16 protein-coding genes, 1 tRNA gene and 1 pseudogene are annotated in these 17,804 nt (G+C 47.1%); 9 read left to right on the top strand and 9 right to left on the bottom strand.

What is annotated here, in order from left to right; all coding sequences use genetic code 11:
- The first annotated feature begins 26 nt into the window (after positions 1-26).
- Complete coding sequence (locus PGN_RS05345; protein ID WP_012458041.1) at positions 27-1,337, top strand: pyridoxal phosphate-dependent aminotransferase; 1,311 nt, start codon at positions 27-29, stop codon at positions 1,335-1,337.
- Positions 1,338-1,465: 128 nt separating this feature from the next.
- Here the strand turns inward: PGN_RS05345 and PGN_RS05340 are convergent, their stop codons facing one another.
- Positions 1,466-2,575, bottom strand: a complete 1,110-nt coding sequence (locus PGN_RS05340; RefSeq protein WP_012458040.1) for a choice-of-anchor J domain-containing protein — start codon at positions 2,573-2,575, stop codon at positions 1,466-1,468.
- Between the two features lie 220 nt (positions 2,576-2,795).
- On the opposite strand from PGN_RS05340, the gene PGN_RS05335 reads away from it, so the two are divergent.
- Complete coding sequence (locus PGN_RS05335; RefSeq protein ID WP_012458039.1) at positions 2,796-3,104, top strand: DUF4286 family protein; 309 nt, start codon at positions 2,796-2,798, stop codon at positions 3,102-3,104.
- Between the two features lie 7 nt (positions 3,105-3,111).
- Positions 3,112-3,681 (top strand): crossover junction endodeoxyribonuclease RuvC, encoded by a 570-nt coding sequence (gene ruvC, locus PGN_RS05330; RefSeq protein WP_012458038.1) that lies wholly within the window; start codon positions 3,112-3,114, stop codon positions 3,679-3,681.
- 47 nt (positions 3,682-3,728) lie between these two features.
- Here the strand turns inward: ruvC and PGN_RS05325 are convergent, their stop codons facing one another.
- Positions 3,729-5,063, bottom strand: a complete 1,335-nt coding sequence (locus PGN_RS05325; RefSeq protein ID WP_005875438.1) for a PhoH family protein — start codon at positions 5,061-5,063, stop codon at positions 3,729-3,731.
- Between the two features lie 156 nt (positions 5,064-5,219).
- On the opposite strand from PGN_RS05325, the gene PGN_RS05320 reads away from it, so the two are divergent.
- Positions 5,220-6,887 (top strand): formate--tetrahydrofolate ligase, encoded by a 1,668-nt coding sequence (locus PGN_RS05320; RefSeq protein ID WP_004585540.1) that lies wholly within the window; start codon positions 5,220-5,222, stop codon positions 6,885-6,887.
- A gap of 47 nt (positions 6,888-6,934) precedes the next feature.
- Here the strand turns inward: PGN_RS05320 and PGN_RS12385 are convergent.
- A pseudogene (locus tag PGN_RS12385) lies at positions 6,935-7,079 on the bottom strand (DNA methylase).
- A 24-nt stretch (positions 7,080-7,103) separates the two neighbouring features.
- Entirely contained in the window at positions 7,104-7,739 is a 636-nt protein-coding gene (locus PGN_RS05315) for a transposase (protein WP_012458037.1), read from the bottom strand.
- Between the two features lie 1,039 nt (positions 7,740-8,778).
- Between PGN_RS05315 and PGN_RS05305 the strand changes: the two genes are divergently transcribed.
- The 5 genes from PGN_RS05305 (at position 8,779) to aroC (ending at position 12,185) form a co-directional block, all read left to right on the top strand.
- A complete protein-coding gene (locus PGN_RS05305; protein ID WP_004585541.1) occupies positions 8,779-9,345 on the top strand; it encodes an RNA polymerase sigma factor in 567 nt (188 codons plus the stop codon).
- A 47-nt stretch (positions 9,346-9,392) separates the two neighbouring features.
- Positions 9,393-9,803: a hypothetical protein gene (locus tag PGN_RS05300; RefSeq protein ID WP_012458034.1), complete on the top strand. Its 411-nt coding sequence runs from the start codon at positions 9,393-9,395 to the stop codon at positions 9,801-9,803.
- On the top strand, positions 9,776-10,306 hold the full coding sequence (locus PGN_RS05295) for a hypothetical protein (RefSeq protein ID WP_005873416.1): 531 nt from the start codon (positions 9,776-9,778) through the stop codon (positions 10,304-10,306). The genes PGN_RS05300 and PGN_RS05295 overlap by 28 nt, the downstream gene beginning before the upstream one ends.
- A gap of 50 nt (positions 10,307-10,356) precedes the next feature.
- Positions 10,357-10,929: an FKBP-type peptidyl-prolyl cis-trans isomerase gene (locus PGN_RS05290; protein WP_012458032.1), complete on the top strand. Its 573-nt coding sequence runs from the start codon at positions 10,357-10,359 to the stop codon at positions 10,927-10,929.
- A gap of 149 nt (positions 10,930-11,078) precedes the next feature.
- Positions 11,079-12,185, top strand: a complete 1,107-nt coding sequence (gene aroC, locus PGN_RS05285) for a chorismate synthase (protein WP_012458031.1) — start codon at positions 11,079-11,081, stop codon at positions 12,183-12,185.
- A 225-nt stretch (positions 12,186-12,410) separates the two neighbouring features.
- Here the strand turns inward: aroC and PGN_RS05280 are convergent.
- The 5 genes from PGN_RS05280 to queC all read right to left on the bottom strand — a co-directional run bounded on the left by PGN_RS05280 (position 12,411) and on the right by queC (position 17,718).
- Positions 12,411-12,485: transfer RNA gene (locus PGN_RS05280), tRNA-Arg, on the bottom strand.
- A 72-nt stretch (positions 12,486-12,557) separates the two neighbouring features.
- Complete coding sequence (locus PGN_RS05275; RefSeq protein WP_010956279.1) at positions 12,558-14,216, bottom strand: dipeptidase; 1,659 nt, start codon at positions 14,214-14,216, stop codon at positions 12,558-12,560.
- Between the two features lie 1,169 nt (positions 14,217-15,385).
- Positions 15,386-16,516, bottom strand: coding sequence for a CapA family protein (locus PGN_RS05270; protein ID WP_012458028.1), 1,131 nt, complete (start codon positions 16,514-16,516; stop codon positions 15,386-15,388).
- Positions 16,517-16,526: 10 nt separating this feature from the next.
- Positions 16,527-17,021: a metallophosphoesterase family protein gene (locus PGN_RS05265; protein ID WP_012458027.1), complete on the bottom strand. Its 495-nt coding sequence runs from the start codon at positions 17,019-17,021 to the stop codon at positions 16,527-16,529.
- 34 nt (positions 17,022-17,055) lie between these two features.
- Positions 17,056-17,718: a 7-cyano-7-deazaguanine synthase QueC gene (gene queC, locus PGN_RS05260; RefSeq protein ID WP_012458026.1), complete on the bottom strand. Its 663-nt coding sequence runs from the start codon at positions 17,716-17,718 to the stop codon at positions 17,056-17,058.
- Between the last annotated feature and the right edge of the window lie 86 nt (positions 17,719-17,804).

The raw sequence follows: 17,804 nt of genomic DNA, 5'->3' as shown, positions 1-17,804 counted from the left end.
AAGAACACAGTAAAAAATATCAAGAGATGAATTTTCCAATCGATGAAAAACTGATTCGTGAAAAGCAAAACGAACTGCACATCAAAGACCTCGGCATGGCTTCGATCCGAGATCTGGTAGCTTTGGTGACCAATCTGGAAAAGGCTACCGGCACTAAATTCTGCCGTATGGAAATGGGTGTGCCCGGACTTCCTGCACCTCAGATCGGTATAGAGACGGAGATACAAAAGCTACGCGAAGGAGTAGCTTCGATTTATCCCAATTTGGATGGTCTGCCCGAACTCAAGCAGGAGGCATCGCGCTTTGCCAAACTCTTTGTCAATATCGACATACCGGCACGTGCTTGCGTACCTACGGTAGGCTCGATGCAGGGATGCTTCGTATCTTTCCTCGTGGCCAATCGCACACACAAAAACCGTGAATACGGTACGCTCTTTATCGACCCCGGGTTCAATCTGAACAAGCTACAGTGTCGCATCCTCGGTCAGAAGTTCGAAAGCTTCGACCTCTTCGAATACCGCGGAGAAAAGTTGCGCGAGAAGCTCGAAAGCTATCTGCAGACAGGACAGTTCTGCTCTATCATCTACTCCAACCCGAACAATCCCACTTGGCAGTGCATGACGGACGAAGAACTGCGCATCATCGGTGAGCTGGCGACCAAACATGATGTTATCGTCATAGAAGACTTGGCATACTTCGGCATGGATTTCCGTAAGGACTATTCCCATCCGGGTGAGCCGCTCTATCAACCTTCCGTAGCCAACTACACGGACAATTATATACTGGCTCTCTCCAGCTCCAAGGCATTCAGCTATGCCGGTCAGCGCATCGGAGTACTCATGATATCGGGCAAGCTCTACGAGCGTGAGTATTCGGACTTGGAAGAGTCATTCGGGCGTCTGCGTTTCGGCGAGGCATTGTCATCATCGGCTCTGTATGCTCTGTCTTCGGGAGCCACTCACTCTGCACAATGGGGTATGGCTGCCATGCTCAAAGCCTGCAACGATGGAGAATATAACTTCCGTGACTCTGTAATCGAATATGGCCGGAAGGCTCGGATCATGAAGAAAATGTTCCTTGACAACGGCTTCAATATCGTCTATGATAAGGACGGCAATGAACCGCTGGCTGACGGATTCTACTTCACGGTCGGTTATAAGGGGATGGATAGCAGCAAGTTGATCGAGAAGTTTGTGCGCTACGGTATGTGTGCCATCACGCTAAAAACGACAGGCAGCAAGCGCAACGAAGCGATGCGTATCTGTACGTCGCTCCTACCCGAAAGCCAATTCCCTGATCTGGAGAAGCGACTCCAAATGCTCAATGCTGAAGGATAAAGGCTTTTACAGGGCTATTACCTTTCGTCCTTTCATAAAATTGCCCGACTCTTCCTATGCGGAGAGTCGGGCAAACTGTATTTCTGCAAAGAAAGTACCTGATGAACTTCTCTGCTAAGAGAGAAAGGCTATTGGATTTGGATTTTCTCAGTATAGACAGTTCCGTTTACCTGTATTTTAATGAGGTAAAAACCATTTTCCGCTTTGTACCTAAGCGTATCGCGTCCGCAAGCTGTCAGACGACCATGAATGTCATAAAGAGTGATCTCTCCTTTGATAGCACTCGCTACAATGGTCTTGCCAACCACGGTCAACGCAAAAGGCTTATCCGCCCCATAGATGTTTGCAGAATTTGCCACCACTATATTTTTGCAGACTTTATACGAGTCTCCTTGCAGATAATTGACTTGGACACAATAGACTTGAGTCCCATACGGTACATCCGTATCGATATATGCCAATGCCGACAATCCACTCGCTATCTTTTGTCCATCACGGAATACAGAATAAGTGTAACCACCCGGATGCGGACACGGAGCTCTTCGGGGAAGAGGGGTATACAGGATAGATACTTCATCCAAATTGAGCCAGAAATTATCCGTGGAATTAAAATGGCGGAAAGCAACATATTTAGTATCGTTAGGGAGTACCACCTTTCTTTGATACCAAACACCTTGTGTCCGATTTCCGTGGATCAACTCGGGGGATTGTATCCGTTTGGCAGTCAAAGTCTCTTCATATAAGAGATTAACAAAGTCAGCAGCATTATTGCCTGTAGAAGAGGAATAAACGGCATAGTGCTCCGATGGAGCAGTGAGATCTTGAGTACATACCCAATAGATTATTTCCACCAACGCGTCTGTGGGTAGTTTTAATTCGGGTGTTATCAGATAATTGTCCGGAGTCAAAGCTCCGACGCCGCCTATGTATGAAGCCGAAGAGACACAGAGACCACTCTGTCCCGTGAAATTGGTCAAATGCATCCAATTATAGCCATCGCCATCTGCGTCAATGGTCTTCCATATAGCCGGAATACCTGATTCAAAACTCTCGCTTAGAGGAATCATCGGATTGTCATACGGCGGAGTCCAGTGGAGGAAAACGGTAGAGCCGTACGCTTCTGCACGTAAATCCGACACAGGTGCAAACTCCTCTGTTTTTTGTTGTGCAAGGGTATTTTGCACACAAAAGAATAAAGCCAGAGCGGAAAACAACGAGATAAAATTGAAATGTTTCATACCATGATTTTTTATGATTAAACAATTACGGTAGATACCGCATACCACTATATTTGCTGCACTGCCTGCAAATTACTTCTTTTTTTCAAATCAAAAGTCAAATTATCTCAATTTCTTATTTTGATTGCATTATAGCTTCTAACGTTCCACATATTTGAAGGGAAAAGTGCTCATTGCGGTTTTTCATAACTTTGCGTTATCTCTGAAAGGAATACACAGAATGGTTTTGTACAATATAACGTGGGTAACGGAGGCTGCCGTAGAGGAGACATTGATCGACTATCTTCGTTCGACTTTCATCCCATCGGTTGTCTCCGACGGATCTATGCATTCCCCTGCCCTACACCGCATCGAAAAGGGAGCACAGGAAGAAGGCGTATCGCTGGCTCTCCATTTCTTCGCAGACCAATTGACTGATATCGATGAATATTGGTGTGGCCCGGGGGCAAAACATATAGCGACCCTCATCGGGAAGTTCGGCAACAGGGTCATGGGCTTTGCCACCATGATGAGAAGAATAGAATTGTAAGCAAAGAATGAGTCCGAAAGAACGCATTATCATGGGAGTAGACCCCGGCACAATACTGATGGGCTACGGGATGCTTCACGTCGCGGGGAATACTCCCCGACTCATGGCTATGGGGGTAATACGTCTGGAAAAATTCGACAATCACTATATCCGTCTGAAACGCATATTCGACAGGATTACAGGTCTGATCGATGAATTCCTACCGGATGAAATGGCTATCGAAGCACCTTTCTTTGGGAAGAATGTACAGAGTATGCTCAAGTTGGGGCGGGCTCAGGGTGTTGCTATGGCAGCGGCTTTGGCTCGCGACATTCCTATTACGGAATATGCTCCGATGCGCATCAAGCAAGCGATTACAGGTAATGGCAATGCGAGCAAAGAGCAGGTAGCCGGCATGCTCCAACGCTATTTACGAATACCTGACGAACAGATGTTACCTGAAATGGATGCCACGGACGGACTGGCGGCTGCCGTCTGCCACTTCTTTCAGACGTCGGGACCTATGGCTCGTTCGGGCGGATCGGCAGTCAAGAATTGGAAAGATTTCGTCAACCGGAATCCGGATAAGGTACGCTGACGTTTGTGTCGGCCTCTTTGTTTTCCTTGAAAAACGGAACCGGAGAATCAGAGCAAATCACTGGCCAATTCGCTCAGCTCGCTTCGTTCGCCCTTGATCAGATTGACATGGGCGAAGAGCGGTTGCCCCTTCATCCTTTCGATCATATAGGCCAATCCGTTGCTTTGGGCATCGAGGTATGGAGAGTCGATCTGTTCGATGTCGCCTGTAAAAATCAGCTTGCTACCTTCTCCTGCACGGGTGATAATCGTTTTGATTTCGTGAGGAGTCAGGTTTTGTGCTTCATCGACGATAAATATCGTTTCCGACACGCTACGTCCTCTGATGTATGCCAAAGCTTCGATAACGAGCTTTTCGGTTTTCTGCATTTCGTCCAACCTGCGGAGTTCGCTGCTATTTTGAGCCAACTGTCCTTTGATCACATTCAGATTGTCGAAAAGCGGTTGCATGTATGGTGCCACTTTGGCTTTCTCATCGCCCGGCAGGAATCCCAAGTCCTTATTGGCCAATGAGACGATGGGCCGTGCAAGCAGGATTTGTTTGTAGGACTGTTCCTGACTGAGAGCTGCTGCCAGAGCCAGCAATGTTTTCCCCGTACCGGCTTTCCCCGTCAGTCCGATGAGCTTTACATTCGGATCTGTAAGTATGTGCATGGCGAAGGTCTGCTCTGCATTGCGTGGTTGGATCCCGAAATAGTGTCCTTTCTCAACCCTGACTATCTTCCCGGTGAAAGGATTGTAACGTGCCAATACACTGTTGCGTTCGCTCTTCATCACGAAGCAGTCGTTAGGATCGATCTTCGAACCCAATTCCCACTCGTCTATATCGATGCCGTCTTTGGATGCATAAATACGATCGATCAGATCGCCGTCAACACCTTCGTATTCCGGCTCGGCATTCTCGAAAAGGTCTACTCGAGTCACCTTGTCATTGATGTAATCCTCTACGAGCATTCCGAGGGAGCGGGCTTTCATCCGCAGGTTCACGTCTTTGGTGACGAGGATAGTCTTGATGTTGGGCTGCTCATCAGCCAGCGTCATAGCGATGGAGAGGATACGATGGTCGGCCTTGTTTTCGCCGAACGCTTCTTTTACTTTGGTGTGGTATTGGCCATTGATCTTGACGAAGATTCGCCCCAAGCCTTCTCCCAGAGAAGCCCCTTTCGCGAACAGATCCTGATCGGATATCTCATCCAGACGGCGGACAAAAGCTCGTGCGTTGAAGTTGATTTGTTCGCTTCCTTTTTTGAACTTATCCAATTCTTCGAGCGAAACGATAGGGATATAGATGTCGTTTTCTTCAAATTTCTCTATGCATTCATAGTCGTGCAGCATCACATTAGTGTCCAACACGAAATTCTTTTTTTTCCCTTTAGCAGCCATAACAGTGCATTTTTATGATTTGAATCTTTCTGAAAAATCGTTCGAAAGATAAGCTTTTTCATCGACCGTACAACCGATTACTTCTTTTTTTGTTATATACACAGCGAATAAAAACATCACAAAAAAAGGATTCTCAAACTTCAAAAATAAAATAGAATGAAATCGGACATTCAGATTGCACGTGACATCGAACTGCAAAGAATCGAACAGATAGCAGAGTCAATCGACTTGCCTGTCGAACAATTAGAACCATACGGACGATACACGGCCAAAGTGCCGCTAAGCTGTATCGACGAAGAGAAAGTAAAAAAGGGAAATCTGATTCTGGTGACAGCCATTACGCCGAACAAGGCCGGTGTGGGAAAAACCACTGTCTCCATCGGATTGGCTCTGGGACTCAACCATATCGGGAAGAAGGCAATCGTAGCCTTGCGCGAACCTTCGCTCGGGCCTTGCTTCGGTATGAAAGGGGGGGCTGCCGGAGGTGGCTATGCACAGGTACTGCCCATGGAGAACATCAACCTCCACTTCACCGGTGATTTCCATGCTGTCACTTCGGCTCACAACATGATTACGGCTCTTTTGGAGAACTATATTTACCAGAACCGCAATACTTGCGACGGCCTCTCCGAAATACTTTGGAAGCGTGTACTGGACGTTAACGACCGCTCTTTGCGCAATGCCGTTACGGGGTTGGGTACCATCTCGGACGGAATACCTCGCCAGACCGGTTTTGACATTACGCCGGCTTCCGAGATCATGGCTATCCTCTGTCTGGCCAAAGACTTTGAAGACCTCCGTAGCCGTCTTGAAAATATTCTTCTCGGCTATACCAAAGAAGGTGCTCCCTTTACGGTCAAAGACCTCGGCATAGCAGGATCCATTGCCGTCTTGCTCAAAGATGCCATAAAGCCAAATCTGGTACAGACCACAGAGCACACTCCGGCATTTGTACATGGAGGCCCCTTTGCCAATATCGCACATGGCTGTAACTCCATCTTGGCCACAAAGATGGCTCTCTCTTTCGGCGAATATGCCGTCACCGAGGCCGGTTTCGGTGCAGATCTGGGTGCAGAAAAATTCCTTGACATCAAATGTCGGGAAATGGGTGTCGCACCCAAGCTTACTGTCCTTGTAGCCACGCTGCGCGCGCTCAAACTGCATGGCGGCGTTGCCGAAACGGAAATCAAGGCACCCAATGCCGAAGCTCTCAGAAGAGGTTTGTCCAATCTGGATCGCCACATATACAATCTGAAAAAATTCGGTCAGCAAGTAATCGTTGCATTCAACCGCTTCGACACCGACGAAGAAGAAGAGATCAGCATCGTTCGTGAGCATTGTATCGGGCAAAATGTCGGCTTCGCTGTGAACAACGCCTTTGCAGAAGGCGGAAAAGGTGCGGAAGAACTGGCAAAACTTGTTGTGGAAATGGTGGAAAATAAACCCTCCCAGCCTCTGAAATATGCCTATGAGCCGGAGAATCCCGTGAAAATGAAGATCGAGAAGATCGCCAAGGAAATATACAGCGCAGGGAGTGTAGTGTATAGCTCCAAAGCAGACGGCAAGCTCAAAAAGATTGCCATGCAATCGCTGGATCATCTCCCCGTTTGTATTGCCAAGACGCAGTACTCTTTCTCATCCGACCCCAAAGCCAAGGGAGATGTCAGAGGGTTTGAGCTCAAAGTATCCGACATCATCATCAACCGTGGAGCAGGCATGCTGGTCGTTATCATCGGAGAGATCATGCGTATGCCCGGACTCCCCAAAGAACCGCAAGCTGTACATATAGATATAGTAGACGGTTTCATCGAAGGCCTTAGCTGATACCCTTCCGATAGACTGCAAATGACATTAGAGGCTGCTTCATAAGTTTATGGGGCAGCCTCTATTTTCATGAGACCTTTGAAAAAAAAGGAGATGGAGTAAAGAGGAGCTCTTGGCATAAAAGGAGCGAGTGAAAGGGGTGGCAGTAAGGAGTGAAAGTAGTTGTAAATCCCCTTGCGGAGCTACTTGCACGAGCTCCTCAAGGGTGGTTATGCCTTATCCTAGAGATGAGGACATAATTATCCCCGGGGTTCTGTATAAATTAAAGGCGATGCTTTCAAGAATGTTTTGAGTATGGATCTTGGCAAGTCCCCGGTATCGACATCGTCCGCCATGAAACCACCGGCGAATACTGCCAAAGGTGCGTTCGATGGTACTCCGTATCTCCACAAGGCTTGCATCGACAAGCACCCCTTCCCTTACCGAAATGTGATGGCGGGAAAGTTGTTTGTTAAACCGCGCCAACAGTTTGTCCATGAGACCCAACTCTGTCAGTGCCGAACGAAATCGACTGATGGTGCTGTGGTCGGGAGACACCTCTTCCATCTTCAGCCCCAAGAATCGGGAAAAGGTGATCGAATCATTGATGCGCTCCTCCAAAGCACAATCACTGAGGTTGTACCATGTCTCCAAAAGCAACACCTTGAATAAGAGAATCACGTCATAAGCCGGTGCGCCGATGGCATTTTGCCGCTTCGTGTATTTCTTGTTGATCAGCGTCCTGATCGGACACCAATCGATAAGCCTGTCAACCTGATTGAGGAAGTCGTTTTGTGCTTTGCGATAACGCTTTGAAAGGAGTGCGTCTGCAAATGTTACATGCTCATCGGTATTCTTGGATTGGTATGCCATGGGAGGAATATTATGCTGTTTTTAATACTCAAATATACAAAATAACTCCCTATTATACAATGAATTAACAAACAAAATACACACTAATTGCCGTGCAAAGGTCTCGAAAAGGTACTCAAAAGAGTGGCATATGGATTTAGAGATCAACAATACTTCAACCTAAGACTCTATGCCTTGCATCACGCCTCCGTCACGCTGAATGTCGGATGAACCATATTTTCTTACATTTGTCGCCCGATGAAGCTCTCTGTCGGAAGTTGGATGTCGCTGCCAAGAGAGCCGATTGCTTGAATAGAACTACATGGATAATAGACTTAACGACGACAGAATATGTGCACCGAACACCTTTATACCCCCGATCTTTCCGGCCGATCCTTTCGCGCCCATAACCTACCATGCCATCTCGATATTTGGACAAACAGCATATATCCCTATGACGAATAAGTAGGAATAAGCCCTCTTATACTTCTCCTAAAGGCATAGGCACCCGCACGGTTCGGCCACGAATCGTGCGGGTGCCTCTTTTATTTCAGCTCCCGAAAGGGCCTTTTTCGGTCTTCGATTTATATACAAATGAGTTTCGATCTATATATAAATTGAAAATGATTTATATACAAATCGCAAACGATCTATATATTTATCGTAAACAGTTTGTATATAGATCGTTATCTTGTCTCCCACAAACCATATTTTGACCTGAAAAAGTTCGTTTCTTCATATTTTTGACTTCAAAATCCGTTCCCTTTCAGGTGCTTATTTAGAATCATTCCAAACTCCGCTTCGTTGTTGAAAACTTTTTTCGCACGTATTTTGGGTAATAGCCGAGAGGCATTTGCAATACCTTGTCTGGGTAGCGCAACTGGATCAAAGGATTTGAATTTGGATTGCCGCATGAGTCGAAAGGGTAGAGTGGCCATAGAATGGAAAGCACAGGAGCATAACTCTCTCATGTTTCGGTCTCTCGCTACAGGATCAGAGCTGAATCTTCGACTTTATTGACATAGATAAAGCACTCTTTTGCTATCTTTACCGCATCATTATGGCTGATAAGCTATTGATTTCGGAAGAAGAGTTGCTGGAAGAGCTGAGAGATCCGGCAAGGCGGCGTATGGCCTTTGAAAAGGTAGTACGCCTGTACAACCGTAAACTCTACTGGCAAATCCGCCGAATGGTGCTCAGTCATGACGATACGGACGACTTGCTCCAAAATACCTTTATGAAGGCATGGAGTGCATTGGACGGTTTTCGTGGGGAGGCCAAACTCTCCACCTGGCTCTATCGGATAGCCATGTACGAATCACTCAATTTCCTGAAGAAGAAAAAGATCGAAGACGATATGAGTATATCGATCACGGACGAAAACTCCTATCTGCTCGACAACCTCACGGGGGATGTTTATTTCGATGGAGATGAAGCCGAAATTGCCTTCCAAAAGGCTATACTGGAATTGCCTGATAAACAGCGGTTGGTGTTCAACCTTCGGTACTACGATGAGATGCCTTACGAAAAAATGGCCGAAATCACCGGTACCTCGGAAGGTGCTCTCAAGGCATCGTACCACCATGCTGTGAAGAAGTTGGAGCGTTTTTTGTCGCCCGATGATTAAACTTGCCCTAAGAACAAGCCTCTATAATCGTAACTAACAAAGCTCACATGAAACAGTTCGACCCCGATGTGAATATCCGTCCGAAAGAGGACAGTATTCGACACTACTCTGTGCCGGATGACTACTTCGCCTCTTTTACGGACAAACTCATGGCCCAGATTCCAGCCGTTAAAGAGGAAAATACTGTGGTTGTGCCTTCGGTAGCATTGTGGCCTAAATTGCGCCCGTTGCTTTATTTGGCGGCATCATTCCTGCTGATGATCGGTATGTTCAAGGCCTTCAGCCTTTTCGGAGAGGGGAGTGATACCGGTAGAACCACCTCCACATCAGCCGGACTTGTTGCTTTAGACCATGGCGACACCAGATGGAGCGAGGACACCGATTATAGAGATTTCCTCCATGACAACTGTGCTGAAACAGTGTCAGACGAATGGGTACTAACGGATTTCAGCGAATGATCGAGCGACACTCGCACCACCATCTAAGCGGTATGAAGCGAATCTTTTCTCTTACTATTATATTGGCTGCTCTGCTGCCAACTCTCTCGCAGGCAGCGATGCCTCCCTATTCTGTAGCGACCAAATTTCAGGAGTCTGAACAACAAGGTCGGAAGAGGGAGTTCATGAACCAACGCAATGCTTTCTTCATCCTTGAACTGGAGCTGACGCAGGAGGAGACCGATGCTTTTCTTCCGCTGTACAACGAGCTGGACACCAAACGCTACGAGCTGTGGAAAGACGTTCGACAAAAGCGTGCTCTGATGGAACGAAAAGCCGAATTGACGGATGCCGACATGGAGCTGATCATCAATAAGAGTTTGGACAATAAAATTGCAGAGGCACGGTTGGAAAAAGAGTACTACTATAAATTCAAACGAGTGCTGCCGATGCGAAAAGTGATGGCTCTGAAAGTTGCAGAGCGGAAATTTGCCCGTCTGTTTCTTAAGAGCAGTTATGACTAATCCCTTTTTATGCTACTTTTGGTAGCGTTTAACATGATAATTTTGGTAAAATGAGTATTTCAGCAAATAAATTTGTGACCTGTAGCTACGACTTGTATGTAGGGTTGGCAGAGGAGAAAGAATTGATGGAGCAGGCCACGGCCGAAAGGCCGTTGTGCTATATACATGGTATGGGTATGATGTTGCCCGAGTTCGAAAAGCATTTGTTCGGGTTGGCTGTGGGTGACAAATTCGACTTCGAGCTTAAGAGCGAAGATGCCTATGGCGAACGTCAGGAAGATGCCGTATTGGAGCTGCCCAAGGATATCTTCAAAGACGAAGAAGGCCGATTCGACTCTTCCATCGTCTATGAAGGCAATACCGTGCCGATGCGCGATGCCGAAGGCAATACCTTGCAAGGTTCTGTACTGGAAGTACGGGACGATGTAGTGGTAATGGACTTCAATCATCCTTTGGCCGGTGAGAATCTTCATTTCATAGGAGAGATCATCGAAGAGCGTGAAGCGACGGCAGAAGAGATCGAACAGTTCTTTGGAGGCCACTCCGGCTGTGGTTGCGGTTGTAGCTGCGAAAGTGAATCATCAGATGGTTGCAGCTGTGGCAGTGACTGTGGCTGTCACTGATCGGGACGAAGCAATAAAACGGAGAAAAGCTCCAAACCGTTGTCTCTAAAAAGCAATGGCTTGGAGCTTTTTAATTTCTCAGTATCTGCTCTTTGTCAGAAACTCTGTCTGAAGCTGAGAATGTCACAAACACAGCTATTATAAATCAGATGAATACAATAGGTAAGTTATTCCGGCTGACTACATTCGGAGAATCCCACGGTAAAGCTATCGGAGGTGTCATCGACGGCTGTCCGGCAGGGCTTTTTGTAGACATGGAAGCCATCGAGCGAGAGTTACTTCGTCGTCGCCCAGGGCAGTCACATTATACTTCTCCCCGGCAGGAGAGTGACATGGTACAGTTTATCTCCGGCCTATTTCGGGGAGAAACCACCGGTGCTCCTATTGCTTTCATGATAGACAATAAAGATGTACGTTCTGCTGACTACGACAGTCTCAGCTCCATCTTTCGTCCGGGACATGCCGACTATACATATTTCCATAAATATGGTATCCGTGATCCTCGTGGTGGGGGACGTTCTTCTGCCCGCGAAACGGCTGTCCGCGTAGTGGCAGGAGCTGTTGCCAAGCAACTCCTGGCTCCATTGGGAATCCGATGTACAGCCTATACGTCACAGATTGGCCCTGTATGTATACCCCAAGAAAATGCCAAAGAATATAGCCCTGAAGAAGTAGAGTCTTCCCCCATTCGCTGCCCTGATCCTAATGCTTCCGGATTGATGGAAGCTGTAATAGAAACGGCAAAGAAAGAATCTGACAGCGTGGGGGGTATAGTCGATTGCCATATAAGTGGCGTTCCGGTTGGTTGGGGTGAACCTCTTTATGGCAAACTGCATGCTGCTCTTGGTGCAGCCATGCTAAGCATCAATGCAGCCAAGGGTTTTGAAGTTGGGGACGGATTTGCCCTGGCATCCATGCGTGGCTCCGAAACAAATGATCAGATGGTCGCTGCAGAAGATGGTGGCATCTCGTTTCTTTCCAATCATTCAGGGGGTATTAGCGGAGGTATCAGCACCGGTCAGGATATTCGTTTCCGCGTGGCATTCAAACCGACTCCTACCATTGGGCAAAAACAGCAGACTGTCAACGAACAGGGAGAAAGCATATCCCTCTCAGCTGTGGGAAGGCATGATCCTTGTGTGGTGCCACGAGCCGTACCGGTGGTAGAAGCCATGACCTGGTTGACATTGGCAGATGCCTATTTGGCCTCCCGATCAGGGCGTTGTGCACATTCCAGTCTCAAGTGCAACGGTTAGATAAATTTAGGATGGGAACTTCGAAGGGTTTTCTGAAGTTTAGTTTTTTCTATGTGTACACTCCACAAATAAATGCAACACTAAGGCATATTTAGAAAAAAAGAACTCGGAAGGTATTCCGAATCCGAATTTATTTCGACCCATAGATCTGAAAAGATGCGTACATGACGCCTCTACGGCATCAGTAGTATGAGCGAAAGGTATTGATTTCAGTGTTTTTCAGGTTGGTAGCTCCGTCGGGAATCGAACCCGAATCTATGGTTTAGGAAACCACTATTCTATCCATTGAACTACAGAGCCGAAAGAACAAGACCGACCTTGATCGGTCTTGTCTCTTTTTATTTCGGGAACAAAGATAGGGAATAAACCAACTTAATGTTGTTCCTTTTCTTTCTTGAGCAAGCGTTCGGCCGCTTCAGATGTTGCTATCTGTCGATAGTATTCCTGACTATAACCGGGGAAATCAGGCATGGCACTGAAACCGTATCCATTTGTCTTGAATCGGCCACTCTCCTCTTTCTTGCGATTGCCATCCATGTACTTTACCATCAGATATTCCCCAAGACGCTTCCAACGGGCAGTTGCTTTCTCTGCCTCTTCGTTGCTGTAATTTGTCAGGAATGCTACAGCTTTGGCCGGATCCAGAGCGTATAGCTCTTGTGCTTGCTTGTCGATAGTCGGAAGTATGCGGTCACAAGCTCCTTCGAGTTCACGCTGTACAGGGCGAATATCGGCTATCATCTGATCATAGCGGTGATATGCCATATTAGCCACCCAATTGTGGATCCAGAAAGCCGAAGTCCAAGAAAAGTGCATCATATCGCCATTACCCTGACGGAAGCACTCCGGCACACGCGTTGTGGAACAATAGATCGGACTCATAACGGCCATATCGGCATCGTCCACGCCAAACCAATTAACACCGCCAATGGCATCGGGGAGCCAATTACGCAACTGGGCTACGAAAACAAATCCGGTTTGCTGAGTGGCAATGGCACGTTCATTAACGTACTCCTTGCCATCCACTTCGAAGCTCATCGGACGCCAACGGTAGGGTACTTTATAAGGGCCGGCACCCGGATCGTTCGTCATACATAGGGAAGTACCTTCGTAGTGATCACGCATCATATCGCGAACATCAGCGACAGAGAGCTTGCGATCCGGAACAATATAGAGAGGCATTTTATCCTTGCTCTGATTCCGTATAAAAGCTTCATACTTACCCATATGCGAATTGAACTTATTGAAGAAAGCCCATACACGAGCTTCACAACCACGAAGACCACCTTCGGTATAAGGGTTATATGCTTCTTGGAAGCTAAAATCCTTGTCTGTTCCTTGGAAGAATCCCATCTCACGGGCAAATGAAACGACATCGGGAGAATAGAGATAATCTTTACTCTTGAAATCGATCTGCTGGATGCGAGCTTGATTGGCATGTGCACTGATAGCATTGTCCGGAATGCGCACAGCTGCCCACACAGCACCTTTGCGCCCCTTACCCTTGCCGATCATCTCCAGAATCCAAACTTCGTTCTTATCGGCAACACTAAAACTTTCGCCACTGCTATGATAGCCGTATTCCTTTACCAGATTGGTTATGACGTCTATAGCCTCACGAGCTGTCTTAGAACGCTGGAGAGCCACATAGATCAGGCTACCATAGTCCATGATACCATCACTTTCGGCCAATTCGGGACGTCCGCCCCATGTCGTCTCGGCAATAGCCACTTGGTGTTCGTTCACATTACCGATGACATTGTAGGTATGCGCTACTTCGGGAATGAATCCAAGTGGTTTGTTCGTGTCCCATTCGATAATTGGGCGCATTGTTCCTTCAGCCCAATCACGAGCAGCCCAGTGATACAACTCCCCATAGAGCGTATGCGAATCTGCCGAATAGCTGATGATTACCGAACCGTCAGTCGAAGCCCCTTTGGCTACGATCAGATTGGTGCAAGCCTCTGCCTTAGGAGTCGCCACAGCGATCCCCAGCAGCACAGCACAGAGAAAACCGAATTTTCTTTTCATAGAGATGAGCAAAAATTATGATTGTAATTATGATTTTATGCGTCTATTGATTTCAGGTTTCTATTTACAAGCATAGCTTCGTAAAAGAATTTCACCAAAGGTAAGATATTCAGACGAAATAAAGATTAAAGCATAAATTGGTTAATGGCAATGCTTAGTTATTAAAGTGCAACTTACAAGTTTTGCTTCAACAACAAATTGATTTTCGCCATTTTTTCGGATTCTGATATAGCTCCCTTTTCATAACACAACATATTTAGTTATTTCGACTCTTGCACTGTTGAGACTGTTGCATGGGATTTTCATTGAGCTCTTTTGCTGCAGAGCAGATTCTTAGTGTCTTCGGGAAAGGTCAAACCTCCGGTATATGGGCACCGAGCAAATAGAAATTTCACCAAGTTTCCATTAGAGAAGTACTCCTTTCCTCGTCAAATAGGCGAGAAATAAGAAACGATTGTCGGCTGTTTCTTGCTTCCTGCACGATGCAGGACGCGATTGTCAACTGATTCTTGCTTCCTGCACGATGCAGGACGCGATTGTCAGCTGATTCTTGCTTCCTGCACGATGCAGGACGCGATTGTCAACTGATTCTTGCTTCCTGCACGATGCAGGACGCGATTGTCAACTGTTTCTTGCTTCCCGCACGATGCAGGACGCGATTGTCAGCTGATTCTTGCTTCCTGCACGATGCAGGACGCGATTGTCAGCTGATTCTTGCTTCCTGCACGATGCAGGACGCGATTGTCAGCTGATTCTTGCTTCCTGCACGATGCAGGACGCGATTGTCAACTGATTCTTGCTTCCTGCACGATGCAGGACGCGATTGTCAACTGATTCTGCTCCAATCAATGCGCTAACTATCAGCTATTTGCAACTATTTTATAGGACTTTCATTGAAGTCTTTTGCCGCAGAGCTGATTCTTAAGTGTTTTTCAGATTACTTGAGGTTTGCAGAGAGAGCGCATGAAGCTCTCCTTTCTTCGTCAAATCAATGCTTGTATCTGTCTTGATCGATATGAGGGGGTGGAAGGGTTTTTGTGCAACGGTCTCATTGTTATGAAACCGATTCGCCGGCGAGAGATCATTCGAAGTTCTGAAAAGGATAAATGCTCTCAGAAAGCCCTCTGAGATACTTGTAGCCGATTTCTAATTCGGTTGTCCTCTCGTTCTTATCGAACGAGAGGTATCATTTGGTAATATTTGGCAAATTCCTTGTAGTCCCGTTGCTCCTCCTGAGGGAGAGAGGGCAGAGTATCTGAAGAAAAAGGATCCACAGGCAGCAAGCGATAAACTCTCTTACCCTGTGGGGTGCGCTTATTGACAAAAACGTATTGATAGTCGGGATGGGTCGTAATCCGATCACCCACTTTGCGAAGGGTAAGCGATAGCAACATCCCCCCTCTGGTGGCTGCCGGCTTTCTCTGGTTGCTTATAAAATTGCCCATCGAATAGATTACGAAAGATGTTTTGGAATCGCTTTTCAGCCATTGGGAGCCTTGCACCACATGCGGATGGCTTCCGATGATGGCATCGGCACCATAGCGGTGAAGTTTGCGTGCAAGCTCCAGTTGTTCGCTATCAGGCTCCTTTCTGTATTCTATTCCCCAATGAATCTGAACGATGCGGTAGTCCGCACCTAAGGAATCCGCTCGCAGCAAATCCTTCTTTATCATGACCGTATCGATAGGATCCACCCAGGTAGGAGCCGGTACAGGCATTCCATTTGTACCATAAGTATAGGCCAGTATGGCTATGCGTACACCTTTTACTTCAAGGATAAGAGGAGTCATTTTATCCCGATCGAAAATATCTCGATAGCTGCCTGTATGGGCTATACCCAGACTATCCAGCATATCGAGAGTACGTATAATCCCCTTTTTTCCCTTATCGGCAGTATGATTGTTGGCAGTAGTCAGCACATCGAAACCGGCATTTTTAAGAGCCTCACCCATAGCGTCAGGAGAAGAGAAGGTGGGGTATCCACTGTAGGGGGCTCCTGCAAAGGTGGTCTCCAGATTGCCGATGGCAAGATCGGCAGCCCCTATTCTTGATGCCAAAGTATCAAAAGAGGAGGAAAAGTCGTACACGCGCCCACCTTCGCACTTTGCACTTTCTATCTGAGGGCCATGCGTCATGATATCTCCGGCGAAGAGCAATTTAATTTCCAGCGTATCGATCCTAGCAGGAGCTGAATCCCCACTGGTAGAAGAAGGGGTTGCTCCACCACGACACGAAGAGGATATCCATCCGCCTAACAGCAGGGAGAAGAAAATGCAAGCTTTGAGAATGAAATGTTTCATCTTTAATATTCTATCGATCGGCCAATTCTATCACCTGTAAATCCCGTATATCTTGCCCATCGATCACGAAGCGCATCAGAGTACGAACAGCATGAAAACCATACTTACCTGCAGCTCCGGGATTCAGATGCAGCATATCCAACTTCTTATCGTACATAGCTTTGAGAATATGACTATGCCCACAGACAAAAAGACGAGGTGGGTCCTGCACGAGCATTCGATATATACGAGGTTCGTACCGACCGGGGTATCCCCCGATATGCGTCATAAACACTTTCACCTCTTCCACACAAAAGCGCAGAACTTCGGGATACTGCAGACGAATGTCTTGCCCGTCTATATTGCCATAGACAGCACGCAGCGGAGCCAAACCCGACAAATAGTCCGCTACCGCTACAGAGCCGATGTCACCGGCATGCCAAATCTCATCGCAATCGGCGAAATGTATCCGGTACTTTTCGTCGATATAGCCATGCGTATCGGATAGCAGCCCTATTTTCTTCATCGCGCCTGATAACTTCGTGCCAAATGAAGTATACTCAACCTTCGTACTCGGTGGGATCCGGAATGCCGGCATCGTGCAAAGCCTCCTTGCGCTCTACACAAGTACCACAAACGCCACAATGAAACACCCCCCCCTTGTAGCAACTCCAAGTCTCGGCATAGTCTATACCCAATGAAGCTCCTATCCGTGCAATATCTGTCTTAGTAATATCAGTATAAGGTGCTTCTATGAGCACGCCGTTCGTGGTACCGCACCGAACAGCTTCGGTCATCGGACGAATAAATGAGGCACGACAATCGGGGTATATGGCATGGTCGCCGAAGTGATTGGCGATATAAATCCGCCTCAATCCCCTGCTCTCGGCTAACCCCGCAGCTACCGCCAGCATGATGCCGTTACGAAAGGGCACTACCGTACTCTTCATATTTTCCTCGTCGTATCGGCCCTCCGGAATATCTCCTCCACTAAGCAACAAATCACTCTGAAAATACTGCCCGATAAAATCGAGGGGGATAATCAGATGCTCCACACCCAAACGCTCTGCATGGAGACGCGCAAAAGACAATTCACGGGCATTATGCTTGGAACCATAGTCAAAACTGAGAGCCAAAGCGATGGAGGCTCTCTTCTCGTACATCAGCGTAACGCTGTCCATTCCGCCGGATACAACGATAAGGCTATCTTTTTCTCTCTGCATATCGAACACAAATAAGTCTTTGATTAAGACTTTAACACAAACGAGAAATGCCGAGCTCACCTCATTCGATGATGGAAAGACCGGCT

The sequence above is a fragment of the Porphyromonas gingivalis ATCC 33277 genome (genome assembly GCF_000010505.1).
In the GTDB taxonomy this organism is placed as follows: domain Bacteria; phylum Bacteroidota; class Bacteroidia; order Bacteroidales; family Porphyromonadaceae; genus Porphyromonas; species Porphyromonas gingivalis.
The sequence above is the reverse complement of the archived record's forward strand: the minus strand, read 5'-3'. Positions and strand labels throughout refer to the sequence as shown.

Excerpts from the sequence above, each read along its gene's own strand:
- PGN_RS05345 (WP_012458041.1), top strand. The coding sequence starts at position 27 with ATGAATTTTCCAATCGATGAAAAACTGATTCGTGAAAAGCAAAACGAA.
- PGN_RS05340 (WP_012458040.1), bottom strand. The coding sequence starts at position 2,575 with ATGAAACATTTCAATTTTATCTCGTTGTTTTCCGCTCTGGCTTTATTC.
- PGN_RS05335 (WP_012458039.1), top strand. The coding sequence starts at position 2,796 with ATGGTTTTGTACAATATAACGTGGGTAACGGAGGCTGCCGTAGAGGAG.
- ruvC (WP_012458038.1), top strand. The coding sequence starts at position 3,112 with ATGAGTCCGAAAGAACGCATTATCATGGGAGTAGACCCCGGCACAATA.
- PGN_RS05325 (WP_005875438.1), bottom strand. The coding sequence starts at position 5,063 with ATGGCTGCTAAAGGGAAAAAAAAGAATTTCGTGTTGGACACTAATGTG.
- PGN_RS05320 (WP_004585540.1), top strand. The coding sequence starts at position 5,220 with ATGAAATCGGACATTCAGATTGCACGTGACATCGAACTGCAAAGAATC.
- PGN_RS05315 (WP_012458037.1), bottom strand. The coding sequence starts at position 7,739 with ATGGCATACCAATCCAAGAATACCGATGAGCATGTAACATTTGCAGAC.
- PGN_RS05305 (WP_004585541.1), top strand. The coding sequence starts at position 8,779 with ATGGCTGATAAGCTATTGATTTCGGAAGAAGAGTTGCTGGAAGAGCTG.
- PGN_RS05300 (WP_012458034.1), top strand. The coding sequence starts at position 9,393 with ATGAAACAGTTCGACCCCGATGTGAATATCCGTCCGAAAGAGGACAGT.
- PGN_RS05295 (WP_005873416.1), top strand. The coding sequence starts at position 9,776 with ATGGGTACTAACGGATTTCAGCGAATGATCGAGCGACACTCGCACCAC.
- PGN_RS05290 (WP_012458032.1), top strand. The coding sequence starts at position 10,357 with ATGAGTATTTCAGCAAATAAATTTGTGACCTGTAGCTACGACTTGTAT.
- aroC (WP_012458031.1), top strand. The coding sequence starts at position 11,079 with ATGAATACAATAGGTAAGTTATTCCGGCTGACTACATTCGGAGAATCC.
- PGN_RS05275 (WP_010956279.1), bottom strand. The coding sequence starts at position 14,216 with ATGAAAAGAAAATTCGGTTTTCTCTGTGCTGTGCTGCTGGGGATCGCT.
- PGN_RS05270 (WP_012458028.1), bottom strand. The coding sequence starts at position 16,516 with ATGAAACATTTCATTCTCAAAGCTTGCATTTTCTTCTCCCTGCTGTTA.
- PGN_RS05265 (WP_012458027.1), bottom strand. The coding sequence starts at position 17,021 with ATGAAGAAAATAGGGCTGCTATCCGATACGCATGGCTATATCGACGAA.
- queC (WP_012458026.1), bottom strand. The coding sequence starts at position 17,718 with ATGCAGAGAGAAAAAGATAGCCTTATCGTTGTATCCGGCGGAATGGAC.